The organism is Rhizobium sp. N324, from assembly GCF_001664485.1.
Taxonomy (GTDB): Bacteria; Pseudomonadota; Alphaproteobacteria; order Rhizobiales; family Rhizobiaceae; genus Rhizobium.
Genome location: NZ_CP013635.1, coordinates 589,514 through 612,830 on the forward strand (window position 1 = coordinate 589,514; position 23,317 = coordinate 612,830).

Below are 23,317 nucleotides of genomic sequence, written 5' to 3' on the forward strand. Positions count from 1 at the left end.
TTTATATCAACTCCAGCGCCGTCGCCTTGGCGACCGCTTCGCTCGTCGTGGCAACGGTCAGCTTTCGGCGCGCCGAGGCGAGATAGAGCTGCACCGCGCTCACCGAAATGCACAACCGGGCGCAAATCTGCTTTGCCAGAAGGCCGTTGGCGGTCATCTGCAAACATTGCAGCTCGCGGCGCGACAATTGAGGAAAATCCGCGGTTTTTCTCATCCCCGACAGAACCATGGCTCTGTCGTGAAGATGGTGAGCGAGAAACTGCAGGTCGCGCATACTGTCCATGCGGAACTGTCGCCAGTAGGAATCGGCGTGAGTGGATGTGACCGTAAACAGCGCACGCTCGCCTTGCGGTCCCCGCACCGGCAGAGTGACGCCCTGCCGGCCGATGCCGAAGGCCATCGCCTCCTTGAAGAAACCGCAGGCGCGGCCTGAATCCCATTTCGATGCGGACCACTCCACCGGCAGAAAGCCGCGTCGGCCGAGACGCACGACGGGATCGATGCTGAAATAATCCCGGGCAATATATTGTTTCACCCACTCCGGCGGGTAGGTCAGCATCAGCAGGGGATTGTCGGCTGCCGTCGCCGAACGGGTCACATGCAGAACCATATGCGATATCGCATAGATGTGGCGGACTTCATCCAGCGTTGTTTCCAGATCCTGCAATGTCGGTGAGGCGGAGATCCGGTCCAGGCAGTCGAAAAAACGAGAACTGCTCAGCATGAGTTGGACTCGTGGTTGTGCGATTCATTTTCTACTCGCATCGGTATCATTTAGCGACTGCTGATAATAGCCTGTTTCCGGCATGACGTGAAAAATGCGTTAAGGCGCGGCGCGGCATATCCCGCGGCCGAGGGCCCCCCGCATCCGTCCTCAGACCGCCGGGGCAGCGATCGGGCTGGCGCTGCGTTCACCGCATGCCGCCGCGTCCTTCGCCGATTACCGTTGCCGCGGGAGAGAGGGAACCCGTCTCCAGAAGTCGGGACAGATTGGCTTGAAGTGTCCTGCTATTGTCTGCGGTCACGTCCCATAAACCGACATACAGGTTGCCGATCTCGGGCCTCGACCGGGCAAGCGGCGTCGGCCTCCAGCCGATCCGGCGATAGACGCCGATCATCGCGGCATCGTAAACGCCGACGATGCTTTCGATGCCGGTGTCGAGCGCGAGATCGCAAAGCCCCGAGAGCAGTTCGGTCGCCACCGTGCGCGACGAATTCTGATCGGCGTCGCCGGCCAGCGGATGAACGCAAAAGCGGGTGCATTCCCAGCATGTCGGGCTATCGACATCAATGGGCTGATCAAAGAAATCCCGGAACTCGCTTGTGAGCATCGTCGCCCCCGTGGTCGGCAGCAGGCGCAGCGAACCCGTCAGTGTGCCAGAAGGCCATTGCGTCACGAGATAAACGGGATCCTCCGCCGCGTCGTATCGGTCCCTTTCCCATTGGTCCTTGACGTCGACCTGCCATCCCAACCGGTCGCGAAAGACGGCGGCGCGCGCCCGAAACATTTCATCGAAAGCACGCCGTTCGGCCTCGAACATGTCCTTGGTGAGTATCCGCAACATATCCGTCCCTCCTGATGCGCTGATGTTTCACAACAGGCGGCCGATCCCCGGCAATCTGGATATTTCATCAGATTGACCGGCGCTTCGATTTGCCCTTCATTTTCATAAGAAGCTGCTGATATGCGACCGAGCCAAAGCTCTCCGCGACTGCCGATTTCGACATATGAGGGGAGGATTCTGATGACGCATGACCTGGCACGCGGCAAACGCATTCGCGAGGCGATATCCCGCGGAAAAATTCGGAAAGTTCACGCGCTCGCCGCCGAACTGAACGTCTCCGTCGCAGCCGTCTCGCGCTGGCAGAATGGCGGCCACACCTCGCTCGAAAGCGCCTGTGCCCTCGCCCATCTCCTGGATGTCTCGCTCGATTGGCTGCTGCTCGGGCGGGGCACCATGGACTGGCATCGGAACAGCCCGATCTCGACCAACGAGTTGCAATTGGTTCTGGCACTGCGCGACCGGCCCGCGGCAACCCGGTCCAATCTCTTAGGGCTGGTCGAATCCATCCCCCCGGAGCACCCGTAACGCCAGGCGCAATTTGCGCAGTTTTTTCAAGCAGCGCTCAACACGTTTAGGTTGCTATTACGCCGGCCATCGAAGATCTTTCTCGTTAGGGTTTTGTCAACGGCATCAGCGGCACGGCTCATCCGCCTGCCTTCGCCGCCCCGGAAACCCTTGTTTCACTCTCAACCGAGAAGGGTCGTGACCATGTCTACTCTGCTGACCATCAACGTGAAAAACTACGAGCCCCAGGCGCAGGGCTTCTACTTCTTCCAGCAGCCCGCTGTTTATACCGGCGGCGGCCAAGTCTATTCGAACAGCCTTTTCTCGCAATCGCTGGCCAACTACGACGCCGGGGGCTCAATCCTGACTTTCCAGGTCAACCTGCAATATTACGCCGGTATCCAGCAGGCAAATACGCCGCCGTCGATCGGCTCCGCTTCAGGCTACGCATCGGCGAGCCGCGCCATCGATCTCGCTCCAAGCGCAGGCGGCAGCGGTAAGCCGAACGACTGGACGACGGCGGCCGTCAGCCCGCTCGCCCTTACCGCACCGGTCTACGGGGAAGGCGTGCAGCCTGGCGCCTTCCGCATCACCACGCCGAGCTTTACCTCACCGCCCTATTTCAACGTCGGCTCGGCGGTCGACGTCAATGGCGGCATCGTGCTTTCCAACTTCGTGCAGGCAAACCCGCTCAGCAATACCGATTGCCAGCCGATTCTGAAATATTATGTCCAGACCGGCTCCTTTACACCGGGCAGTGTCATGGACTTCACACAGTCGAGCGTGAATGCGGCGATCGCCGACTTCACCGGCGGCTACACCGTCTGCAACGTCACCCTCAACGCCAACGGCACCTGGAGCGTGCAGCGCCAGTAAGTCTCGGCAGGCATGCGGGTGAAGACCGTCCCCTCTTCACCCGCATGCGCACCATCCGCGCGATTGACACCGTCCGCTGAAGCGACGGGTAGGCTGGGTATCAGACGGGAGTCTCGCACGCCATGGCCAGTTCGTCCTACCAGATCATCGTTCGGAACCTGTCTTCGGTCACGCAATACTTTTATCTCTTCCAGAAACAGGCCAGCTTTCCGTCTTTGGTCAGCCCTTCGGTTCTCGCGAGCAGCCTCGGCTGCCAAAGCGTCGGCAACTACACGAGCTCAGGAGCCCAGATCAATTTCGGTCTGGACAGTCAGATCTACGCAGGTGCGCTTAGCACTATGGCAGCGGTGCCGCCTTCGCAGTTGATCTCACTGATTTCTCTCGATGCCACGCGATCGATCATCGCCAGCACCACCGCGCACCGCGCCATCACGCTCACCACGTCAGACGGTTCGCCGAACAATTCCACAAGCTTGACGCTCGATCCGCTGGGGCTTTCCGCGCCCGCTTATCAATCAGGCGTTCCGGTAGGAGCCTTCGCCATGAACGTGCCCAGCTATACGCCGTCACCAGTGCCGGAGCTTTATTGCGGCGTCGCCGCGCTCAACAACGATCAGGCGATCATCCTGTCGAGCTTTATCGCCCCCGCACCCAACGCGGTCATGAGTTGCATACCGGAGCAGGTCTTTTTCGTAAAGACGGGCTACCAGCCGCTCGGAAGCGCCGTGTCCTATGACGAGACCAACACGGCCCGCTGCGATTTTACGACGGGCTATGCAAGCTTCACCGTGACCTACAACGCCAACGGAACCTTTTCGGCGACGGGAGGGCCATAGATCCAGAAATCCTTCCGAACCGACGCCACAGCAAGCCATCAACCCCTCGAACGAAAGGAATATAGCAATGTTGCGCACCACGTTGAATTTCGCCGGCCAAACAGCACGCGGTAAGATCGCCGGCGGGCTTGTCGTCACCACCCTCTCTCTCCTCGCAACCGCGCTGCCTGCCGCCGCACAGCTCGCCTTTTCGCCCGATTGCCGGAACCATCAGCCGATCGCCGTCGCACCGCCGCAGGATGCGATCCTGTTCACCAAGCAGCCGGCGCCCCATTCGAATGGGACGGCCTCCATCTTCGCGATCAACGGACTGGACACCTACGTCATACCGCAAGGGGCCAATTCCTGCGTCGTCGCAGCGCCTCATGCGAATGACGAGTATTGCTTCATTGCCCGCAACGACAACACGATCGACGGCGTCGGTTTTGCCGCCATTCGAAATCCGGGCGGCCTGACCGCCTGCCAATAAGGGCTGAGTTCCGGCCCAGAACATTTCCCTCTCCGCCTTGTCTAAAGGTGTAAGGCGGGGAGCGTCTGATCAGCGCGGCCGCGCGCCGCCGACAAGGCCTCTATCGATTTTCAGCGCCGCAGCCTTGCGCACCGCCCGTCAACGGCGGATTGTGGGCTGCGGTCCCGACCAGAGCCCGATCCTCTGCGGAACAATCGGCAGCGTTCAGCGGTTTGGTAGAGCCGGTTAACCGGGGAGGCTTTCATGCGTGCTGCTCTGATTGCTGCTATGTTCTCGCTGTCCTGCCTGCCTCACACAGCAAAGGCGTCGGAGGCGGGATTTTTGCGATCCTTGGCGGGCGATTGGCGCGGGACCGGGATGGTACTCACCAGGATCGGCGGCACAAACTTCAATGTTTCCTGCACCCTCAAATCAGACGCGAGTGAATCCGCGGTCTCGATGAACGGGAAATGTCGCGGCCTTGCGGTCTTCACAAGAGCTTTCTCGGCCAATGTCAAAGCATTGGGACAACGCTACACCGGCAACTACATCGGACCATCGGGACAGCCATCCAAACTGGTCGGCAGCAGACAGGGCGAGGCGCTCAATCTTCGCGTGACCTGGGCGCGCGTGGTCAATGGCGATCGCAACGCGACGTTGATGATCGAGAAATTGGGGCAGGACAGGCTTCGGCTTCAGACGGTCGATCAGGACCCGGCCTCAGGCAAATCCGTGGTGACGAGCCGCATCGATCTGCAGCGTCCGCCTGCCGGGAAATAGACAGGTCCATCCGCTAGGGGAGTGCCGGTACAATGCCTCTATTCGGCCTTCGCTGCGGGGTCTCCGGTCAGGAAGACAACTTCGAAGACGAGCCCTTCGGGCCTGTAGTCCGACCTGGAGCGCGCCTGCGCCCTGGAGGAAAAGGCCCGCTCGATCAGGACCGAGCCGAAGCCTCTTTTCGTCGGCGTCGACACCGGCGGCCCGCCGGCCTCCGTCCAGACGAGCAGGACGCGCCCGTCCTCGTGCTGCCACTCGATGGCGACGGTTCCATGCTCGCTTCCAAGACTTCCGTACTTCGTCGCGTTGGTCGCCAGTTCGTGAAGCACGAGGGAAAGCGGCAGGGCGATATCGGCGGGAAGAACCACGTCGGGGCCATCGAGACGAATGCGTTCCTCCGAGGCGATATGCGCCCGCAAGGCGGCGGAGATGATCTCCCGGATGGGCGCGGCCGACCCCTCCCGCGACAGAATGAGATCATATGTGCCGGCAAGTGCGGCGAGCCTTTCGGCAAAGGCGCTGTAGCTTTCCGGATTGGCGCGCGAGAAGGTCTGCCGGGCGATCGCCTGAACGAGGGCGAAGCCGTTCTTGACCCGGTGCGCCATTTCACGGACGAGCAGGGTCCGCTCTTCCTCTGCCTGCTCGTTTCGGCGTCTGCGCTCGTCGAGTTCATCGAGCAGCCGATCGAAGGTGGCGCCGACGACCTCCAGTTCGTCCGCTCCCGTCATGCCGGTACGCGCCGTCGTCTGGCCGCTGCGCCACTTCTCCATCACTTCGGCGATCCGGGAGATCGGCACGAGGATGAAGCGGTTGCCGATGAAGATCGCGGCAAGAAAGGCGAAAAGCGCACCGCCGGTGATGGCGAGCGTATTCATCAGCGTCGCCCGGTTGATCGGCGCGAAGGCTTCCAGCTTCGAGAAGCCGGCGCTGACATAGAGCGGGCTGGCAGGCAGCGCGATCGGCCGATAGCCGAGAACGCTCGTTGTTCCATCCTTGCCTGCGATCTCGACAACGTCGGGCTGCTCGGCATGGACCAGGCGCTGGTATTCCTCGGATAGGACAGTGCCGACGAAGCGCTCCGGAAGGGGAACGTGCGCGACGACGGTTCCCTTGCCGTCGGCTATCGTCACCTCATTGCCGGGCGCGACGCCACGCTCGGTGATGCGGTTCTGCAGCCAATCCACCCGGATTCCGCTGACGATGACGGCCTTGACGGCGTCGCCCTCCATCAGGGGCATGGCGAGCGGCAGGACGGGTCTGTCGACGAGGCGGCTCTGCGTATAGGTGCCGACGGCGAACCCCTTGGTGTCGAGGACCTGCTGAAAATAGTCTCGATCGGAGAAGATCACGCCATCGGGAAAAGCCATGCTGCCGCAGACCGGCTGTCCGTCGAGCCCGACGACGAAGATGGTGCGGATGTTCGGAACGTTTTCCGCGACCGATTTGAGGGCTTCATTGCAGCCTTGGACCTCAAGGTGCCGCACGGATGGCATGGCGGAGACGGACACGAGAAGAGCGTGCAGCCCCTCCACGATCCGTTCGACTTCCGACGACGCTTGTCTGGCCGCCTGCGCCGCGGATGCGCGTACCTCCTCGTTGCGCTGGTGGCGGAGCGCGACTTCGTTGTATGCGAGCATCGCGACCACCGGCGCCAGCGCCGCGACCGCAACTGCAACCAGCTTGAGTCTCATCCTGTTCCCTCTCGGACGAGGGTTCGTAGCATGATCGGGACGATCTGGCCCAGATCACGCAGGCAATCTTGTTTACAAAATATCAACATAGGAATCAGGACATCCAGGCGCAAACCTTGCCGAGCGTGCGATCGCGGCTAGATAATCCAAGGATGAATGATGCCAAAAGCACCTCCTCCGAAGGTTCTGCCGCCGGGTCTTTCTCGCCGCGGCCACTAAATGGCGCCATGGCGGATGAGGTCGAACGTCTATTATCGGGCCGTACCCGCGACATCCGCCTGACGGGGGATCTGCGCCGCAGATATGATGAGAGGTCATGGCGGCAGACGGCGAAGGTCATCCGGTCCTGGATGATATGGGTGGCATTTGTCGATATCCTGACGCTGGCGCTGAACGCTATCCTGCTTCCCCACCAAATCGTCCTGCCGATGGTCGCTCCCGCCTGCCTTTTGCCGCCGGCGGCAATTTTCACAGCGGTCGTCTGGAGCAAGCCGCGCCCGGCGGCGGTTCAGCGCGCATCGCTGGTCGGGGGAATGTTCATCATTCTGCTGTCGGTCGCACTCGTCGGCGTCTTTGCCGGAGGGGAGTTTTACGAGCGGCATCTGACCATCATGCTGTTCGTCGCAACGAGCGCAATCACCATCTTCAGCGCCCCGCTGGCGTGGACGATCGCCATCGCCTGTTATGCACTCTGCCTCTATTTCATCCTGCAGTGGTACAACCCGCTTGCGGAAACCGGCAGCGTCATTGCCGGGACCCTGTTCTTCTCCTGCGGTATCATCGCAACCGTCGTTGCCCGGCGGACGATGAACATCCTGGCGCAGAAGACCTTTCTCCTGGACTGCAGGGATCAGCGCCGGGTGGCGGAACTGGCCGATGCGAACGCCCGGCTGGAGCGGCTGGCCAGAACCGATCCGCTGACGGGGATCGCCAACCGCCGTTGGATGATGGAAACGCTCGAGGGCCTGTGGCGCAATGGCGGTGAGACAGGCGTCGTCACAGCCATGCTCATGTGCGATATCGATCACTTCAAGGCGCTGAACGACAAGCTCGGTCATGGCGAGGGCGACCGCTGCCTCGTCAAGGTTGCCGGCATCATCCAGAGCTGCGTGCGGGCCGATCGCGACCTCGTCTCGCGCCATGGCGGCGAGGAATTCCTGATCGTGCTTCCAGATGTCGACGAAGACGAGGCCGTCGCGGTGGCAAAACGAATACGCGAAAGCGTGGAAGCCGCAGCCCTGCCGAACCCTTCCTCCGGTGTCGGCCCTTCCGTCACTCTGAGCGTCGGAGTAGCCTTGAAATCGGCGCTCGACTCCGACATCTCACTGGCCAATCTCCAGCACGAGGCCGACATGGCTCTCTACCGTGCCAAGGAAGCTGGCCGCAACCAGGTCTGCGTCTTCCGTCGTCCGCACCAGGCTGCACCCTCCGCCGCGGAACATATCGCCGCCCGGCGCTAGAACGGGGACATTCCGATCTGCCACCCGCCTGATCGACGTCAGCGGATCACCAGGATCGCAACCATGGCGACTGCCGAGACGAGGCCGCCGGCGTTGAGCCCGAAGATCAGATATTCTGCCGCCTTTTGCCGGGAATGACCGAGCTCCACATTTCCAAAGACGGCCGTCAGCCCGCCTGCGATCCAGCTCGCCAGCGTCAGAGCGCCGAGAAGAAGAGCCCATTGCGTTGCTGTATCCATGTCCTGCTCCAATACGGATGCACGCCCGGCCGAGAAAATTCCCGTGCGGGTTTACCGGTAACAAGCCAAGCCCGCTTTTGTTTCCACGTCGATAGCGCACTTTGAGGTGAGCAGTCTGTCGGCGGACGTGAGGCGGCGGGGCAGCCTTCTGCTGTGGCTCACCATCGGGAAATCACTGAAGCCTTGACGTCCGCGTTATGTCTACATAATGTCTTCAAAAGAAATTATTTAGACGAGCTGCAATATGAATAGCGAAATTGCCACGCCCGATCGCAAGTCCAGCCTCGAACTCGCACTACGCAGGCGCATCCTGACGATGGAACTGCCTCCAGGTGCGGTGCTCGATGAAGTGGCTTTGAGCGAAGAATTCGGGCTTTCACGACCGCCGGTGCGCGAGCTGATGCGGCAGATGGCTGGCGAGGGTTATATCGAGCTCGAGACGAACCGCGCCGCTCGCGTCAGCTCCATGAGCTACAACTCGCTGCGCGACTTCTTCCTGCTCGCGCCGATGATCTACATTACCGCCAACAAGCTCGCCGCCGAGAACCGGACGAAAGCGGAACTCGAGGTTCTCAAGCAGATCCAGCGCGCCTTCCGCAAGGCGGTCGATGATTGCGACGTCGAGGGCCGGGTCTTCTACAACGACCAATTCCACCGCCAGATCGGCGACATGGCTCATAATGTCTACGTCGTTCCAAGCCTGCGCCGCCTGCAGATCGACCATGCGAGGATCGGCAAGATCTTCTACCAGCACCCGAACACGCCGCGCATGCAGGAAGAACTCGAGCTGGCATCGGATCAGCACGACGAGATGATCGAGGTCATCGAGCGGCGTGACGCCGATGCCTCCGGCGAGCTGGCGCGGCTGCATATTGAACTCTCCCGGCGGAACATGGCGATGTACGCCGCCCCAGAGGGACTACAGACGCCGACCCTCTAGGTCAGGCAATCATAGACGCAGCTCAAGACATCCGGCTCGACCTTCGGCCTAACGCAACGGGATTTCCATCGATGACCGCCTTTCCCTTTCCAGGACTCAATCTCGCAATCACCACCCCGTTCGATGATGCCGGCCGCATCGATTACGGACGGCTTGAAGTCAACGTCGAACGCTATCTCGCCGCAGGCGTCCGCAGCTTCCTGTTCAGCTCGGGAACCGGCATGCACGTCTATCTCTCCAAGCAGGAGTCCGAGGAACTGGTCCGCAGGGGCGCGAAGATCGTCAATGGCCGTGCCAAGGTGATTGCCCAGGCCTCGGCCTTGCTGGTGGAAGACGTGGTGGAGCGGACCGCTCGCGCCCGCGACGCCGGCGCCGAAGGCGTGATGGTGCTTCCGCCCTTCTTCGAAGGGCCGACCGACGACGAGGGCATTCTCGATTTCTACGCCGAGGTCGCCAGATCTGGCCTTCCCGTCATCGGCTATAACGTGCCCCAGGCGGTCGGTGTCGCCATTACGCCGGAGCTCCTCGACAGACTGAACGACATTTCGGGCTTTTGTGCCGTCAAGGACAGCAGCGGGGATTTGGGAAAACAGGCAGCCCTCATCCGCAGCGGCCGTTTCGTCATGAACGGCGCCGACCCTCTCGTTCCCTATGCGCTCTATGCCGGGTGCGACGGCCTGATCTGGGGTGGCGCAAACTTCGCGCCGAAAACCTCTGTCGCCCTCGTCGAGGCGGCGGCTCAGCGCAAATGGGACGAGGTCCGCGAACTCTGGAAAATCCTGGAGCCGGCGATGGGTCTGATCTGGGAAGGTGACTACGTGCAGTCCGTCTATGCAGCCGCCGAGCTGATCGGTTACGGCGCCGGCGCCCCGAGAAAGCCGCTGCGCGCTCTTGCCCCGGAAAAGCTTCCCGCTCTGCGGCGCGCGCTCGAACCGCTCATCGAGCGGGAAGCGATTTGACCATGACCCGGGCGGCACAGAACGTCTTCGTCGCATCCAGGCTTCCCAAACGCGCCGGTGTGTCGGGCTGGGTGGCGACGCTTGCGCCGCGCATGCCGCGCCCGGCCCTGAATGAAGCGATCTGCGTCGACGTCGCGATCATCGGCGGCGGCTTTGCCGGCCTGTCGGCGGCCCACCGGATTTCGCGGCTCGATCCGACCGTCCGGGTCGCCGTTCTCGAAGCCGGCATCGTCGCTGAAGGCCCGGCCGGGGCCAACTCCGGCTTCATCATCGATTTGCCGCACGAGGTTTCCTCGGACGATTTCAGCGGCGAGTCGGAAGCCAGGTTCCGCGACTCCGTGCTCCTGCAGCGTTCGGCGATTGCGCTGGCGAGCGAACTCGCCGCTGAGAACGGCTGGGGAAAAGATCTGTTTGATGCCTGCGGCCGCTACAGCGTCGCAATGAGTGCTGAAGGCGACAAGCATCTCGAGGCCTATTCGCAGCAGCTTTCGAAGATGGGCGAAGCGCACCGCCTGCTCAAAGGCCCGGAAGTCGAGGCGGTGACCGGATCGAAGGCCTTCACTTCGGGGCTTTTCTCACCCGGCACGATCATCATTCAGCCGGCCGCCTATATCCGCGGCGTGGCCGACTGCCTGAAGCAGCCGGTGCGGCTGTTCGAGCAGACGCCGGCCCTCTCCTTCGAGCGCTCCGGCGACGGCTGGCTGGTGAAGACGCCGAAGGGATCGGTGCAGGCGGGCAAGATCATCCTCGCCAATAACGGCCATGCGGAGAGCTTCGGTTTCTTTCGCGGGCGTCTCCTGCATGTCTTTACCTATGCCTCCCTGACGGAGGCCTTCGATCCGGCAAGGCTCGGCGGCGAAAGGAAGTGGGCGGCGACCCCGGCGCTGCCGATGGGAACGACGGTGCGGCGCATCAACACCGGCGGCGGCGACCGCATCCTGGTGCGATCGCGCTACAGCTACAATCCGGGCATCGAGATCAGCGATGCCGCCATTCGCAGCGCCGGCCGTCTGCATGACGGCAAATTCACCCATCGTTTCCCTGGTCTCGCCGGTGTCGGCATGCAGTATCGCTGGGGAGGCGCGATGGCGTTGACGCGCAACCATGTGCCGGCCTTCGGAGAAATCGAACGCGGGGTCTTCGCCGCCTGCGGCTGCAACGGCCTCGGCGCATCGAACTCCACCGCCGCCGGCATCGCCGCGGCCGAACGCGTGCTCGGGCACGATTCCGAACTCGGCCGCATCTACGACCGCCTGGCGGCGCCGGTTCTGCTGCCGCCGCAGCCGCTGACGACGATCGGGGCGAAAATCCATCTTGCCTATCGCGAATGGCGTGCCGGGACGGAGTGAGACGGCGCCGAGCGCGCCGCCCTAGAACGTAAGCTGCACCTTACAGGCGGCAGTGCGGTCGCCGGCAAGGGTGAAAGCGGCGGTCGCTTGTTCGAGCGGCAGGCTGTGGCTGATGATCGGCCGCACGTCGATCTGACGACTGGAGATCAACGCGACGGCGGTGGCGAATTCCTCGTGGAAGCGCTGCGTTCCGTGGATGTGAAGCTCCTTGCCGACGATTGCGTTGAGAGCGATCGGGATCTCTCCGGTGACGCCGACCTGCACGATCGTGCCGCGCGGCCGGATGGCGGCGATCGCGCTGCGGATCGCGGGTGCGGCGGCCGAGCATTCGAAGACGAGATCGAAATAGCCCTTCCCCGCCTCGAATTCGCCAAGCGCTGCCGCATCCCGGGCAACATTGATCGTGCGGCTGGCGCCCATCGCCTTGGCCCTCTCCAGCGCCGCATCCGCCAGATCGGTCACCACGATCTCGGCCGCACCGTGATAAGCGGCAACCGCAACCATCAGCGCGCCGATCGGCCCGGCGCCGGTGATGAGGACACGTTTGCCGGTGATAGCGCCGGCCCGTGATGCGGCGTGCAGGCAGACCGACAATGGCTCGCTGCAGGCCGCTTCGGCAGGCGTTGTCGCAGCCCCGACTTCGAAGCACTGCCTGGCCGGCACCACCAGCCATTCCCGGAACATGCCCTGTTCGTGCGGCAGGCGCATGGCGCTGCCCATGAAGCGCATCTCCAGGCAATGGATCGGCATGCCTTTCTCACAATATTCGCAATGTCCGCAGGGCTGGCTCGGATTGACCGCTACCAGCGCGCCGGCTTTGAGATCGGCGCCCTCGCCCGCCTGGCTCACGCTTCCCGCGGCTTCGTGGCCCGGGATGATCGGCTCGCGAACCCTGACCGGGCCGAAGCCGCCATCCTGATAATAATGCAGATCTGAGCCGCAGATGCCCGCGGCCGCCATTTTGAGCAGCACCTCGCCTGGGCCGAGAGCCGGAACGGTGTCGGTTTCGACCCTGAGATCGCCCTTCTGGTAGAGCCGTGCCAGACGTGTCCGCATCATGGCCATCCTATCTCAACAATCCGAGCTGCTGCGGCAGCCAGAGCGAGACGGCGGGCACGAAAGTGATCAGGATCAGCGCCAGGAACAGCGGCACAAGCCATGGCAGGATCGCCATGGTGGTGCGCTCGACCGAGAGTTTCGCGACCCTCGACAGCACGAAAAGCACCATGCCGAGCGGCGGATGCAGCAGGCCGATCATCAGGTTCAGCGTCATGATCAGTCCGAACTGAACCGGATCGATGCCGAACTTGGCGACGATCGGCAGCAGGATCGGCACGAGGATGGTGATCGCCGCGATCGTATCCAGGAAGCAGCCGACAAAAAGCATCAGGAGGTTCACCAGGATCAGGAACACCCATTTATTGTCGGTGATCGACAGGATCGCATCCGAAAGCAGCTGCGCCGCCTGACTGACCGTCAGCAGCCAGGCGAAGACCGAGGCCGCGGTGACGATGAAGAGAACCGATGCCGTCGTCTCGATCGTATCGAAGCTGGCTTTGGCGAGTGTCGAAAAGGTCATGGTGCGGTAGCGCACCAGGCCGAGGAACAACGACCAGAGCACGGCGGCTACGGCGGCCTCCGTCGGCGTGAACCAGCCCATCGTCATGCCGCCGATCAGGATCACCGGGGTCATCAGCGCCATCACGGCGGAAAAGCCGAAATACCAGTCGAGCGCCAGAAGGGCGAGAAGTGCGATGCCGGCCGCGGCATTCATCGACATGCCGGCCTGCATCATCAGATAGATCGCCACGGGTACCAGCAGGACGACGACGATTTCCATGCCGGCCGACAGCAGCTGCCTGATATCGAAGGGCGCGTCGGAACCCCAGCGCTTCTTATAGGCGAAGGCGGCGACGGTGATCATCATCAACAGCGTCATGACGACGCCAGGCAGGATGCCGGCCATGAACAGAGCGCCGATCGAAACATTCGCCATCATGCCGTAGATCACGAAGGGCAGCGACGGCGGGAAGATCGGGCCGAGCGTGGCAGACGCCGCCGTCACGCCGACGGCGGCCTCGACGGGATAGCCGTGATCCTTCATCGCCTTGATCTCGATCGTGCCGATGCCGGCGGCATCGGCAAGTGCGGTGCCGGACATCCCGGAGAAGATGACGGAGCCGATGATATTGACCTGCGCCAGCCCGCCCTTCATCCAGCCGACCAGCGCCACCGCGAAGGAATAGATGCGGCCGGTCACACCCGCCGAGTTCATCAGATTGCCCGCCAGGATGAAGAAGGGAACGGCGAGCAGCGGAAAGCTTTCGACGCCGGCAATCATGCGCTGGGCGACGATGATATCGGGCGCCACGCCGTAAAGGACGATATACAGCACGGATGCGACGGCCATCGAAATGGCGACCGGCACCCCGATCAGCATCAGCACCAGAAACGAACCAAGAAGCAGCAGCATCGGATCAACCCTCGACAGTCTGGAATTCTTCCGGGCGCTCCAGGACGGAGTAGCCGCGGCGCATATTGGCGATGGAGACGATGACCGCGCGGATCAACATCAGCACGAAGGCGACGAGCACGGAGTAGAAGACGATGTTGCGCGGCAGCTCGACGGTGACCATCTGCTCGTCGGCGACGATGTCGACATAACGCCACATCAGATGGCAGCCATAGGCGAAGAAGCCGATGCGGACGATGTCGACGAAGGTCGCGAGCACTCGCGCCAGCCCTGCCGGCATATAGTGATAGAACACATCCACCTGAATATGCCGTGACATGCGCACGCACATGGCCGAGCCGAGAAAGACGACACCGATCAGGCAATTGATCGCGATCTCCTCGGTCCAGGCATAACTGTCGTTCAGCACATAACGGGTGAAGAACTGCAGAAACACACAGCCCGCCATCAGCCAGAAGACGATCAGCGTGATCCAGTCCTCGATGGCGTAATCCGCGACGTTGGCGGTCGGCGCGTGGCCTTCGAACTCGTGGCCGATTTCCTCGGCCGTGATTGGCGTGTGAATTTCTTGCGACATGATCGGCCTTGTTCCGGTTGGGGAAGGAGGGCGCGGCGCGTAGGCGCGACCTGAGTTTACTGACAAGCCTTGCTGCTTACTGGGCGTGGCCCCTCATCCGCCTGCCGGCACCGACCGGCGTCGAGCCACGGGTCTCGACCCGTCCTCCGGACCCCCGTAAACGGGCGAAGGGGATATGCGGCAACGTCTCCGTCCCCCGCCGACGTCTCGTGGGGCACGTCCCCTCTCCCCGTCAAAACGGGGAGAGGGTTAGGGTGAGGGGCATCTATCGCTGACGAGCTTTTACTGAATCGCCCGGATCGCTTCCCAATCGGCCTTCTCGTAGCCGAAGTCCTCGAACTTCACCTTTTCCATCACGCTCTTTTCGAAGTCCGATTTGTCGACTTCGGCAACGTTCAGGCCCTTCTCCTTGAAGGTCGCAACCAGGCTGGCCTCCTTGCCGGCGATCGTCTTGCTGGTGCGCTCGGCCGCCTCCTGCATGACCTCGCCGAAGATCTTCTTGTCCTCGTCGGACAGGCTCGCCCACCGCGTCTTCGAGATCACGGTGTTGAGGTGATCGACGATGTGGCCGGTCAGGATGATGTTCTTCTGGACTTCGTAGAACTTCTTCGCCTCGATCGTCGTCAGCGGGTTTTCCTGCGCCTCGACGGTGCCGTTCTGCAGAGCGAGATAGACTTCGGCAAAGGCGATCGGCGTGGTGTTGGCGCCGCAGGCGCGCGGCATGGCGAGATAGGCCGGAACGTCAGGCACGCGGATCTTCAGGCCCTGCATATCGGCGCATTTGGCGATCGGCTTGTTCGAGGTCGTGTGGCGCGTGCCGTAATAGCTGACGGCGGCGATGTGGTTGCCGGTCTTGTCCTCATAGCCTTTGGCGAGGCGCTTGAAGACATCGCTCCTGGTGTAGGCGATCAGGTGATCGGGGCTGCGGAAAATATAGGGAAAGTAGGTGACGCCGATCGGCTTGTAGTCGCGTGCGGCAAAGCTCGATCCGGAGATGATGATGTCGACCGTGCCGAGTTTGAGACCCTGGTTGATATCGGCTTCCTTGCCGAGCTGCGAGGCCGGATAGACCTCGATCTTGTAGCGCCCGTCGGTGCGCTTGGCGATCTCTTCGGCGGCCCAGACAGAATCGGTGTGGAAGGGTTCCGAGGTCTCATAGACATGCGCCCATTTCAGTACCGTCTGGGCGTGCGCGACCGCCGTCGTCGCCATGATCGCGGCTGCGGTGCAAAGTATCGTTGCAAGTCTGCTCTTCATCGCTCTCTCCTCCCGAGCTCGGGTTAAATCTTGTCCATTCCTTTCGCGGGCCGCCTATTGCGGCCACGCTCCTCCTCTCCCGAAAACTCCTCCCCGAAGCTTTCGGAAAACCGCTTCTGCGACAGTGTGAGATGGGCGCGCATCGCCGCCTTGGCGCCCGCGCCATCGCCGGCGGCGATCGCGTCGCGAATAGCGCGATGCTCGTCCACGGCGCTGCGCCATGTTCCCGGCCCCTCGAAGTGGCTGGCGAGCTTGGCGAAATAAGGCGTCATGCGCATGTCGAACATCTCGCCCGTCACCCGCATCAGCGTCGCATTGCCGACGATCGCGGCAATGCCGGTGTGAAAGGCGCGATCGGCGGCAAGCACCGTGCTCGCATCATTGACGCCGCCGCTCATGCGCATCAGCGCTTCGTCGAGCAGCGCGATGCCTTCCGGCTTGGCGCAGCCCGCCGCTTCCTCGGCAATGGCGCATTCAATGATGGCGCGCGCCTGCAACAGCTCGAAAGGCCCCTCCACCGGTTCTCGCTCGGCTCCCGCCGCAGCCGCGGCGTGCTGGCGCACCACGTAGATGCCGGATCCCATGCGGATATTGACGAGGCCTTCGACCTCCAGGACGATCAGCGCCTCGCGCACCGTCGGGCGCGACACCGACAGTTGCTCGGCCAGATCGCGCTCGGCCGGCAGCCGCTGGCCAACGGCAAGTTCGCCGCTCGATATCATCAAACGAATCTGGTCCGCCACCTGCCGATAGAGGCGGCGCGATTCCACAGGTGAAAACATTCTGGCCTCCCTGGCGGCTTCTCCTCAAGCGCGCATCTGGTCAACTGGCCTGACCAATCCCCAGAGTGATATCAGCTCACTGGTTGTGCGTCAATCCGCCGCATAAACGTTAAACGCGCTCTATCCCCTTCGCCAGAAACCGATCAATGGCAAATGATATCGGCTTCGGTCCGCAGACGCACCATTGTCGCCCGAAGCTGGAAGAGTTCCCGGATGATATCTTCCCAACAGTCGTCATCGGCTCCGGCGATCGATATCATCGACGCGCGGATCGTATGAAGCAGACGAAGGAGGATCGGGCGTGGATCGGGCGCGCCGTCGCAGAGTTCCTGAAGTTCATCGACGATCTGTCTGAGGGCGATCTGCCGTTCCGGAAAGCTCAGACCGGAGGAACAGACCGAGATGGAGGCGCGCCGAGTTCTATCCATCCTGACACTTTGACTGGCCGGTTTTTACGGCTGGACGCGAGGCCGTTTGCCCATCCAGGTGCATGTGGCGCATCAGGCCAGCGAGTTTATGCGGATTGCGAATGCCGCATTCGAACCAGGAGACGAGTTCCCGCGCAATATGCTGCGCCGCCGGACTGCCGATCCCGCATGATTTTTCCCGACACCACTGCGTAAGCACCGCATGCAACATGGTTATGTCTTCAGGCTGCAGCGCCGGCTTCGTAATTCCCGAATGCTGGGTCATCCGAGTTCCTCCCCCGTATGTAAGACGATCCTAATCTTCGGATTTTCGATTTCAACCGCGAGTACGAAAGCGTACCGATGCCGGTTTCCGTTCGATCCTTCCGCCGAAATGGTGAGCAATACACCGTGCACGTGCGCGGCGGCTCCCGCCAAGAATATCCACCGACGCGCCGTCGTGATCTGCGGCTTCAGCTGGGCATGGGCGAACTCAGCTAAAGAGCTTTGCGAACAGGCGGATCGGAGCCTGCCCGCAACTCATATGCCGGCATACCATTCGTAGCCGCGATCCTCCCAGAAGCCGCCATTGCCGCCATAAAGTTGACCGAGATCGGCCACCGCTTCGATGCGCGTCAGATATTTCGCCTGCTTGTAACCGAGCTGCCGCTCGACCCTGAGCCTCAGCGGCGCTCCATGCGCCACTTCCAGGTCGCGGCCGTTCATCGAATAGGCAAGGATCGTCTGCGGATGAAGCGCATCGACCAGATCGATGCTCTCATAATACCAGCCGCTGCCATCCAGCGTCTTTTCGTATTCGTCGGCGCAATGAAATACGATATAACGCGCCTCGGGCTTCAGCCCGACCGATTGCAGCAGGGCGCCGAGCGGCAGGCCGGTCCATTTGCCGATCGCGCTCCAGCCTTCGACGCAGTCGTGGCGGGTGATCTGGGTGCGCGACGGCATCGCCTTCAGCTGCGCCAGCGAGAACTGCGACGGCTTTTCGACGAGACCGCCGACATCCAGTCTCCAGGTCGAGAACTGCCGGCTGATCCAGTCGAGATATTGCGGGTTATCGGGCATGCTGGTGCCGTTGGAGCGAAAGACCGGGGAGAGGTCCGCCTCGCTGAATTCGCGGGCCAGCGCGTCATCACCGAGCAGCAAGCGCTGCGTCTTCATGCTGAAACCTTCGGCGATCTTCAGCACCGACTTCGTCCGCTCGCTCTCGACCAATGCGTCGCAGCCGCTCAATCCCAGCGCGGAGGCGGTGAGCGTCGAGCCGATCAGGAAGCGGCGGCGGGTGATCAGGCGGCTCATCATTCGTCTCCCTGTTCGATGGCGTAGTAGCCGGTGATCATCGAGCGCAGATTGTTGAAGACACCCGACAGGATCACCATCCCGACATGCACCACGACGAAGGCGACGAGCGAGAAGGCGGTGAGGAAATGCAGGGTGCGGGCCGATTGCCTGCCGCCGAAGACATCGAGCAGCCAAGGCGCCACCGCATTGAAGCCCGGCGACATGGTGAGACCCGTCGCAACCATCAGCGGCAGCAGCAAAAAGATCACCGCAAGATAGGTCAGCTTCTGCAAAGTGTTGTAGTGGCGTGCCTCGGCTCCTTTCGGAAAACGCAGCCGGGCATGGTTGGCGACCTCGTGGCCGAGATGGGCGACCGTCAGCTCCTTGCCTTCAGGGGCGAGATCCCGGCGGAAATGCCGGCTGATCAGCCCATGGAGAAGATAGACGGAGCCGTTGAGAACGAAGAGCCAGGCGAAGAAGAAATGCCAGCGCCGGCCAGCCGATAGATCCTGGTAGCTTGGTAGCGTGAGCCAGCTTGGAAACCCCCTCGCTGTCGCCTCGCCGTCGACATTCGAAAGACCGAGCACGCCTGTCGTATCGAAGGTGAACGAACCGACATGCGTCAGCCCCTTCGCCCGGTCGCCGTCCTCGACGGCTTCCATGGCGATGAAGGACGGATCGTTGTCGGCGCCGTACTGGCCCCAATAAAGCGCCGGATGCGCATTGAATATCTGCAGACCACTGAACAGCAGCACGGTGAGGCAGAGCACATTCAGCCAATGCGACAGGCGCACGGCAAGGCTGTGGCGGTAGATAAGCGTGCGGCCGGTTTTCGTGCCGGCATCGATCGTCGCCATGATCGTTCTCCGAAAGTCAGACGTTTCGAAAAGAGGGGACGCGGCCGCAGCAACCAAAAGTGCTACAGCGTCCTTTGCGCGTCTAAAAAGACGCGCGGCGCTGTAGAAAAGTTTCAGCGGCCGCGCAGATAGAAACGGCTATTTCATCGCGTCGCAGGCCTTCATCATGTCGGTCTTTTTCATCGCGTCCTTTTCCATGCCGGCCTTGTGCATGCAGTCGGTCTTGGTGCCTGATGTCTTCATGGCATCCTTCGACATGGCGCTGCTCTGCATCGTGTCCTTCTTCATCGTGTCCTTTTTCATCGTGTCGGACTTCATGGCGTCTTCAGCCGAAGCGGCGCCGGCGAGCGAAAGACCGACGATGAAGGTGCAGGCTGCAAGGCTGGAAAAAAGCTTGGTCATGGAACTCTCCCGAAATGGATTTTCGTGTCCGCCGGCGGCCTGCCGATGGCTCACATCCGATTATTCGAGGGAGTGCCGGGATGCGTTACAGCTTCACGCGCATGTGATAGGACTGTGATACCGACATTGTTTTGATCTTCCTGTAACCGATTGGCCGTTTCTGCGAATGAAGTCTTTGACAGCATGACAACCGCCCAATCGGAAGACGCCCTGAAAGCATTGATGCTTCTGTCCCTTGACGGGGACGAGGCTGCCTATCGGCATTTGCTGACGGGCTTGCGCGTGCTGCTTATCGGTTACTACAGCCGCAGGATGGCTGCGGCGGCGAAAGCGGATATGGAAGATCTGGTCCAGGAGACATTGCTGGCGCTGCATTCCCGCCGGTCCACCTATGACCGGGAAAGACCGTTTACGGCCTGGTTCTTCTCGATCGCCCGCTACAAGCTGATCGACCATCATCGCGGCCGCGGCGGCCGCAGGCTGGCCGAGACCCAGCTTGGCGAGGAGATCGAAAGCGACTTCAGCGAGGATATGCTGACGGCGCGCATGGATGTCGAGCGGTTGCTCGACGGCTTGCCGCTGAGACAGCGGGAACTGATCCGCCAGGTGAAATTGGAAGGCCAGTCCGTCGCCGACACCGCAAACCGCACCGGCCAGTCCGAATCGGCGGTGAAGGTCGGCATCCACCGGGCGCTCCGGGCGCTGGCAGAGAAAATGCGAGGCGCATCGTGACAAAGACGGACGACATCATCGAACGCCTGGCAAGCGACCTGAAGCCGGTGCCGCGCAACGCATTGTGGCGCCGCCTGGCGCTCGGCATAGTGCCGGCGCTCGGGCTGTCGCTGCTATCGATGCTGGTCATTCTCGGTCCGCGGGTCGATATATCTGACGTGCTGATGCTGCCGGTCTTCTGGATCAAATCGGCCTACAACGCCCTGATTGCCGTGGCGGCTTTCATCGCCGTCTATCGCCTTTCCCGCCCCGACGGCTCGGAAGGCCGCTTTTTCGGTCTGCTTGCCTTGATCTTCGCCGCCATGGCGGCGGTCGCGGCCATCCAACTGATGATCGCTCCGGTCGAAACTTACCCGGTGCTGATCCTCGGCTCCTCGGCGCTCCATTGCCCGCTGCTGATTCTCGGCTTCGCAGTGCCGGTTTATGCCGGCGCCGTCTGGGCGCTACGCCAGACGGCCCCCACGGAGCTTCGCCTGACCGGCTTCGTCGCCGGCATTGCCGCAGGCGCAGCCGGCGCCTGGGTCTATTCGTGGTTCTGCACCGAGAACGGCATGCCCTTCGTGCTGATCTGGTATTCGCTGGGCATCTTGCTCACCGGCGCGCTCGGCGCCGTCACCGGCCCTCGCCTGCTCCGCTGGTAGATCCTTGGTAGGCGACCAGGCTTCAACAAGCCTTGCGTCGGGCGGAACCTCGTGCGTCGATCAGGCGTCTTGTCGCGCGTTAGCGCGTCATTGCGCCGCCAGCGGCTTCATCTTTGCATCGCGCGCCGCAGAGCGACCAGCCGGATGGGTGCGTCGCCGTCGGAGCCCCGGCTGCCGTGTTCCATGCCTGCCGTACTTCTGTCGCCGTCCAACTGAAATTGATTGACCAGATTCCGCAGGCGGCCCGCCTCGGAGGACAGAGAGGCGGCGGCGGCCGTCGACTGTTCGACCATTGCCGCATTTTGCTGGGTCGCCTGGTCCATATGATTGACGGCGGTGTTGATCTCGGCAAGTCCGGTCGATTGCTCGCGCGCCGAGGTGGCAATCGCATCCATGAGCTGGTTGATCTGTACGACGTGCTCGCCAATCGCTTTCAGTGACGTGCCGGTTTCGAGCACCAGTTTGACGCCATTTTTGACGTCCGTCGACGACTTCTGGATGAAGCCTTTGATCTCCTTGGCTGCGTGAGCAGCGCGCTGGGCAAGCTCACGGACTTCTTGTGCAACCACGGCAAAACCCTTGCCCGCCTCCCCCGCACGGGCAGCTTCAACGCCGGCGTTCAGCGCCAGAAGGTTGGTCTGGAAGGCGATTTCATCGATTGCACCGATGATGTTGGAAATCTGTTCCGAACTATCCTCGATGCGTCGCATGGCCTGTTCCGCCTCCGCAACGACAGTTGCCGACCGCTGAGCGCTGATATCGGCCTCGAGGGCCACATTGCGTGCCTCGTCGGTGCGTTTGGACGCCATCGTCACATTCGACGTGATCTCGTCCAGGGCTGCGGCCGTCTCCTCGAGAGAGGCTGCTTGCTGTTCGGTACGTTTAGAAAGGTCTTGCGCAGCCGATGCGATCTCGCCGCTACCGCTATCTATGCTGTGTACCGTCTGGAGCACGGCCCCGATCGTCGTGCCCAATTGCCGGAGCGAAGCGTTGAAGTCTTCGCGCAAGGTCTCGTATTCGGCGGCAAATTGATCGGAAAGCTGGAAGGATATGTCGCCGGCTGCAAGCCGCCGAAGGCCTCCACCCAAGCTCGTGGTTGCGAAGCGCAATTGTTCGGCCTCACGTTCGGCGCGCTGCTGGGCTGCCGCGCGCACTGCCTCACTCTCGCTGCGGGAGAGAGCAGCTTCCTTCTCGAGCCTGACGACACTGAGAGCATTCTGGCGGAAAACTTCGACGGCGCCGGCCATTTCGCCAACTTCGTCGGCGCGGCCGGCACCAGGTATGTCGCTATCGAGGTCACCGTCCGACAGACGCCTCATGGCGGAGGCGATGCTTCGGATCGGATTGGCGATGCCGAATATTGCAAACGCGATGCCTGCCATGGCGATCAGCACGGCCAGCGCTGCGATTGCGGCCGTCAACATGAAGGCGGACGCCGCGGAACCATCGCTGGCGGCCACAAAACCTTCGGCCTGGCTGAGAATGAACGCAACCAGATCGCCCACACCCTTGTCCACCAACTCGGATTGCGGCTCCATATCTTGCTTGAAGAAACGAACCGCGTCGGCTGCCTTGCCGTTATTTTGCAGCGCAATCATCTGCTCTGCCAACCCGCGATACTTGCTCAGTTCAGGCTTGATCTGATTGATCAGTTCGCGCCCGCGCTCGGTGCGGACGCCCTTTTCATATTCGGTGACGACCTTCTCGACCGCGGCGCCGGCGGCATCGATTTTTTGTTGCCCGACGGTGCGCTCCTCCGCTGTATCCTCCAGAAGATACTGGGCGTAGACCAGTCTCAGATCGAGGAAGTTACCCTTGATCTCCCGCGCGGTCACAAGCCGCTGCATCCAGAAGGTCCCGATCTGCTCAGTATTGGCACGAAGTGTCGAAATCGTGCTCAGCGAGACATAGGACAGGCCAACCATGAACAGGCTGATGATCGACAGCTTCACGATCAGGGCTTGCTTGATACTGGGGCGCTTCATGCGGGTCTCCTCGAAGATAACTGGGACGACCGGCTTGCCGGTTGATGCAAGATCTCACACCGGATTCAATAATTTAGTATTAACTAAACAATGGATTCGCTGGGTTTTAGAAAATCTTCTGCGCCGATCGATACTTCCGCGATTACTTAACCGCGCCACGACCCCAAGTTACTGGAAAATTTGCGAAAAAATCAGCTATAGCGAGCGAACATTGGATCGTCTCAACCTGGAGATTCCTCAAATATGGCCCGGCCGACCAAG

General features: G+C 61.7%; 26 protein-coding genes. 11 read left to right on the forward strand and 15 right to left on the reverse strand.

What is annotated here, in order from left to right; genetic code table 11:
* Position 1: 1 nt before the first annotated feature.
* On the reverse strand, positions 2-724 hold the full coding sequence (locus AMK05_RS32625) for a helix-turn-helix transcriptional regulator (RefSeq protein ID WP_064844817.1): 723 nt from the start codon (positions 722-724) through the stop codon (positions 2-4).
* Between the two features lie 187 nt (positions 725-911).
* A complete protein-coding gene (locus tag AMK05_RS32630; protein WP_064844819.1) occupies positions 912-1,565 on the reverse strand; it encodes an acyl-homoserine-lactone synthase in 654 nt (217 codons plus the stop codon).
* Between the two features lie 180 nt (positions 1,566-1,745).
* Here AMK05_RS32630 and AMK05_RS32635 point away from each other — a divergent pair, with 180 nt between their 5' ends.
* The 5 genes from AMK05_RS32635 (at position 1,746) to AMK05_RS32655 (ending at position 5,009) form a co-directional block, all read left to right on the forward strand.
* Positions 1,746-2,090 carry a helix-turn-helix domain-containing protein gene (locus tag AMK05_RS32635; protein ID WP_064844821.1) on the forward strand — a complete coding sequence of 115 codons (345 nt, stop codon included), beginning with the start codon at positions 1,746-1,748 and terminating at the stop codon, positions 2,088-2,090.
* 183 nt (positions 2,091-2,273) lie between these two features.
* Complete coding sequence (locus AMK05_RS32640; RefSeq protein WP_064844823.1) at positions 2,274-2,945, forward strand: hypothetical protein; 672 nt, start codon at positions 2,274-2,276, stop codon at positions 2,943-2,945.
* A gap of 122 nt (positions 2,946-3,067) precedes the next feature.
* Entirely contained in the window at positions 3,068-3,781 is a 714-nt protein-coding gene (locus tag AMK05_RS32645; protein WP_064844825.1) for a hypothetical protein, read from the forward strand.
* Positions 3,782-3,848: 67 nt separating this feature from the next.
* Positions 3,849-4,250, forward strand: coding sequence for a hypothetical protein (locus AMK05_RS32650; protein ID WP_064844827.1), 402 nt, complete (start codon positions 3,849-3,851; stop codon positions 4,248-4,250).
* A 243-nt stretch (positions 4,251-4,493) separates the two neighbouring features.
* Complete coding sequence (locus AMK05_RS32655) at positions 4,494-5,009, forward strand: hypothetical protein (RefSeq protein ID WP_064844829.1); 516 nt, start codon at positions 4,494-4,496, stop codon at positions 5,007-5,009.
* 38 nt (positions 5,010-5,047) lie between these two features.
* On the opposite strand, the gene AMK05_RS32660 is transcribed toward AMK05_RS32655, so the two are convergent.
* Positions 5,048-6,697, reverse strand: a complete 1,650-nt coding sequence (locus AMK05_RS32660) for a sensor histidine kinase (RefSeq protein WP_064844831.1) — start codon at positions 6,695-6,697, stop codon at positions 5,048-5,050.
* Positions 6,698-6,849: 152 nt separating this feature from the next.
* Here AMK05_RS32660 and AMK05_RS32665 point away from each other — a divergent pair, with 152 nt between their 5' ends.
* Positions 6,850-8,157 (forward strand): GGDEF domain-containing protein, encoded by a 1,308-nt coding sequence (locus AMK05_RS32665; protein WP_064844833.1) that lies wholly within the window; start codon positions 6,850-6,852, stop codon positions 8,155-8,157.
* Positions 8,158-8,195: 38 nt separating this feature from the next.
* Here AMK05_RS32665 and AMK05_RS32670 read toward each other — a convergent pair whose 3' ends face one another.
* Entirely contained in the window at positions 8,196-8,396 is a 201-nt protein-coding gene (locus AMK05_RS32670) for a hypothetical protein (protein ID WP_064844835.1), read from the reverse strand.
* Between the two features lie 244 nt (positions 8,397-8,640).
* Between AMK05_RS32670 and AMK05_RS32675 the strand changes: the two genes are divergently transcribed.
* The 3 genes from AMK05_RS32675 (at position 8,641) to AMK05_RS32685 (ending at position 11,644) form a co-directional block, all read left to right on the forward strand.
* A complete protein-coding gene (locus AMK05_RS32675) occupies positions 8,641-9,336 on the forward strand; it encodes a GntR family transcriptional regulator (RefSeq protein ID WP_064844837.1) in 696 nt (231 codons plus the stop codon).
* 71 nt (positions 9,337-9,407) lie between these two features.
* Entirely contained in the window at positions 9,408-10,295 is an 888-nt protein-coding gene (locus AMK05_RS32680; RefSeq protein ID WP_064844839.1) for a dihydrodipicolinate synthase family protein, read from the forward strand.
* 2 nt (positions 10,296-10,297) lie between these two features.
* Positions 10,298-11,644 carry an NAD(P)/FAD-dependent oxidoreductase gene (locus AMK05_RS32685; RefSeq protein ID WP_064844841.1) on the forward strand — a complete coding sequence of 449 codons (1,347 nt, stop codon included), beginning with the start codon at positions 10,298-10,300 and terminating at the stop codon, positions 11,642-11,644.
* A gap of 21 nt (positions 11,645-11,665) precedes the next feature.
* Here the strand turns inward: AMK05_RS32685 and AMK05_RS32690 are convergent, their stop codons facing one another.
* The 10 genes from AMK05_RS32690 to AMK05_RS32735 all read right to left on the reverse strand — a co-directional run bounded on the left by AMK05_RS32690 (position 11,666) and on the right by AMK05_RS32735 (position 19,698).
* Positions 11,666-12,700: an L-idonate 5-dehydrogenase gene (locus AMK05_RS32690; RefSeq protein WP_064845039.1), complete on the reverse strand. Its 1,035-nt coding sequence runs from the start codon at positions 12,698-12,700 to the stop codon at positions 11,666-11,668.
* Between the two features lie 10 nt (positions 12,701-12,710).
* On the reverse strand, positions 12,711-14,117 hold the full coding sequence (locus AMK05_RS32695) for a TRAP transporter large permease (RefSeq protein ID WP_064844843.1): 1,407 nt from the start codon (positions 14,115-14,117) through the stop codon (positions 12,711-12,713).
* A 4-nt stretch (positions 14,118-14,121) separates the two neighbouring features.
* Positions 14,122-14,694, reverse strand: a complete 573-nt coding sequence (locus AMK05_RS32700) for a TRAP transporter small permease (RefSeq protein ID WP_064844845.1) — start codon at positions 14,692-14,694, stop codon at positions 14,122-14,124.
* 282 nt (positions 14,695-14,976) lie between these two features.
* Positions 14,977-15,951 (reverse strand): sialic acid TRAP transporter substrate-binding protein SiaP, encoded by a 975-nt coding sequence (locus tag AMK05_RS32705; protein ID WP_064844847.1) that lies wholly within the window; start codon positions 15,949-15,951, stop codon positions 14,977-14,979.
* A gap of 23 nt (positions 15,952-15,974) precedes the next feature.
* The gene (locus AMK05_RS32710) at positions 15,975-16,733 is read right to left on the reverse strand and encodes a FadR/GntR family transcriptional regulator (protein WP_064844849.1); all 759 of its coding nucleotides are present in this window, start codon (positions 16,731-16,733) and stop codon (positions 15,975-15,977) included.
* 143 nt (positions 16,734-16,876) lie between these two features.
* Positions 16,877-17,161: a hypothetical protein gene (locus tag AMK05_RS32715; protein ID WP_064844851.1), complete on the reverse strand. Its 285-nt coding sequence runs from the start codon at positions 17,159-17,161 to the stop codon at positions 16,877-16,879.
* Positions 17,154-17,426, reverse strand: a complete 273-nt coding sequence (locus AMK05_RS32720; RefSeq protein WP_064844853.1) for a hypothetical protein — start codon at positions 17,424-17,426, stop codon at positions 17,154-17,156. Before AMK05_RS32720 ends, AMK05_RS32715 begins: the two co-directional genes overlap by 8 nt.
* A gap of 254 nt (positions 17,427-17,680) precedes the next feature.
* Positions 17,681-18,457: a molybdopterin-binding protein gene (locus AMK05_RS32725; RefSeq protein WP_064844855.1), complete on the reverse strand. Its 777-nt coding sequence runs from the start codon at positions 18,455-18,457 to the stop codon at positions 17,681-17,683.
* Positions 18,457-19,296 (reverse strand): cytochrome b/b6 domain-containing protein, encoded by an 840-nt coding sequence (locus AMK05_RS32730; protein ID WP_064844857.1) that lies wholly within the window; start codon positions 19,294-19,296, stop codon positions 18,457-18,459. The genes AMK05_RS32725 and AMK05_RS32730 overlap by 1 nt, the downstream gene beginning before the upstream one ends.
* A 138-nt stretch (positions 19,297-19,434) precedes the next feature.
* Entirely contained in the window at positions 19,435-19,698 is a 264-nt protein-coding gene (locus tag AMK05_RS32735) for a pentapeptide MXKDX repeat protein (protein WP_064844859.1), read from the reverse strand.
* A 183-nt stretch (positions 19,699-19,881) separates the two neighbouring features.
* Between AMK05_RS32735 and AMK05_RS32740 the strand changes: the two genes are divergently transcribed.
* Both AMK05_RS32740 and AMK05_RS32745 read left to right on the forward strand, forming a co-directional pair.
* On the forward strand, positions 19,882-20,430 hold the full coding sequence (locus AMK05_RS32740) for a sigma-70 family RNA polymerase sigma factor (RefSeq protein ID WP_064844861.1): 549 nt from the start codon (positions 19,882-19,884) through the stop codon (positions 20,428-20,430).
* A complete protein-coding gene (locus tag AMK05_RS32745; protein WP_064844863.1) occupies positions 20,427-21,071 on the forward strand; it encodes an NrsF family protein in 645 nt (214 codons plus the stop codon). Before AMK05_RS32740 ends, AMK05_RS32745 begins: the two co-directional genes overlap by 4 nt.
* Before the next feature lie 107 nt (positions 21,072-21,178).
* On the opposite strand, the gene AMK05_RS32750 is transcribed toward AMK05_RS32745, so the two are convergent.
* Positions 21,179-23,056: a HAMP domain-containing methyl-accepting chemotaxis protein gene (locus AMK05_RS32750; RefSeq protein WP_064844865.1), complete on the reverse strand. Its 1,878-nt coding sequence runs from the start codon at positions 23,054-23,056 to the stop codon at positions 21,179-21,181.
* Positions 23,057-23,317 lie beyond the last annotated feature (261 nt).

Excerpts from the sequence above, each read along its gene's own strand:
- AMK05_RS32625 (WP_064844817.1), bottom strand. The coding sequence starts at position 724 with ATGCTGAGCAGTTCTCGTTTTTTCGACTGCCTGGACCGGATCTCCGCC.
- AMK05_RS32630 (WP_064844819.1), bottom strand. The coding sequence starts at position 1,565 with ATGTTGCGGATACTCACCAAGGACATGTTCGAGGCCGAACGGCGTGCT.
- AMK05_RS32635 (WP_064844821.1), top strand. The coding sequence starts at position 1,746 with ATGACGCATGACCTGGCACGCGGCAAACGCATTCGCGAGGCGATATCC.
- AMK05_RS32640 (WP_064844823.1), top strand. The coding sequence starts at position 2,274 with ATGTCTACTCTGCTGACCATCAACGTGAAAAACTACGAGCCCCAGGCG.
- AMK05_RS32645 (WP_064844825.1), top strand. The coding sequence starts at position 3,068 with ATGGCCAGTTCGTCCTACCAGATCATCGTTCGGAACCTGTCTTCGGTC.
- AMK05_RS32650 (WP_064844827.1), top strand. The coding sequence starts at position 3,849 with ATGTTGCGCACCACGTTGAATTTCGCCGGCCAAACAGCACGCGGTAAG.
- AMK05_RS32655 (WP_064844829.1), top strand. The coding sequence starts at position 4,494 with ATGCGTGCTGCTCTGATTGCTGCTATGTTCTCGCTGTCCTGCCTGCCT.
- AMK05_RS32660 (WP_064844831.1), bottom strand. The coding sequence starts at position 6,697 with ATGAGACTCAAGCTGGTTGCAGTTGCGGTCGCGGCGCTGGCGCCGGTG.
- AMK05_RS32665 (WP_064844833.1), top strand. The coding sequence starts at position 6,850 with ATGAATGATGCCAAAAGCACCTCCTCCGAAGGTTCTGCCGCCGGGTCT.
- AMK05_RS32670 (WP_064844835.1), bottom strand. The coding sequence starts at position 8,396 with ATGGATACAGCAACGCAATGGGCTCTTCTTCTCGGCGCTCTGACGCTG.
- AMK05_RS32675 (WP_064844837.1), top strand. The coding sequence starts at position 8,641 with ATGAATAGCGAAATTGCCACGCCCGATCGCAAGTCCAGCCTCGAACTC.
- AMK05_RS32680 (WP_064844839.1), top strand. The coding sequence starts at position 9,408 with ATGACCGCCTTTCCCTTTCCAGGACTCAATCTCGCAATCACCACCCCG.
- AMK05_RS32685 (WP_064844841.1), top strand. The coding sequence starts at position 10,298 with ATGACCCGGGCGGCACAGAACGTCTTCGTCGCATCCAGGCTTCCCAAA.
- AMK05_RS32690 (WP_064845039.1), bottom strand. The coding sequence starts at position 12,700 with ATGCGGACACGTCTGGCACGGCTCTACCAGAAGGGCGATCTCAGGGTC.
- AMK05_RS32695 (WP_064844843.1), bottom strand. The coding sequence starts at position 14,117 with ATGCTGCTGCTTCTTGGTTCGTTTCTGGTGCTGATGCTGATCGGGGTG.
- AMK05_RS32700 (WP_064844845.1), bottom strand. The coding sequence starts at position 14,694 with ATGTCGCAAGAAATTCACACGCCAATCACGGCCGAGGAAATCGGCCAC.
- AMK05_RS32705 (WP_064844847.1), bottom strand. The coding sequence starts at position 15,951 with ATGAAGAGCAGACTTGCAACGATACTTTGCACCGCAGCCGCGATCATG.
- AMK05_RS32710 (WP_064844849.1), bottom strand. The coding sequence starts at position 16,733 with ATGTTTTCACCTGTGGAATCGCGCCGCCTCTATCGGCAGGTGGCGGAC.
- AMK05_RS32715 (WP_064844851.1), bottom strand. The coding sequence starts at position 17,161 with ATGGATAGAACTCGGCGCGCCTCCATCTCGGTCTGTTCCTCCGGTCTG.
- AMK05_RS32720 (WP_064844853.1), bottom strand. The coding sequence starts at position 17,426 with ATGACCCAGCATTCGGGAATTACGAAGCCGGCGCTGCAGCCTGAAGAC.
- AMK05_RS32725 (WP_064844855.1), bottom strand. The coding sequence starts at position 18,457 with ATGAGCCGCCTGATCACCCGCCGCCGCTTCCTGATCGGCTCGACGCTC.
- AMK05_RS32730 (WP_064844857.1), bottom strand. The coding sequence starts at position 19,296 with ATGGCGACGATCGATGCCGGCACGAAAACCGGCCGCACGCTTATCTAC.
- AMK05_RS32735 (WP_064844859.1), bottom strand. The coding sequence starts at position 19,698 with ATGACCAAGCTTTTTTCCAGCCTTGCAGCCTGCACCTTCATCGTCGGT.
- AMK05_RS32740 (WP_064844861.1), top strand. The coding sequence starts at position 19,882 with ATGACAACCGCCCAATCGGAAGACGCCCTGAAAGCATTGATGCTTCTG.
- AMK05_RS32750 (WP_064844865.1), bottom strand. The coding sequence starts at position 23,056 with ATGAAGCGCCCCAGTATCAAGCAAGCCCTGATCGTGAAGCTGTCGATC.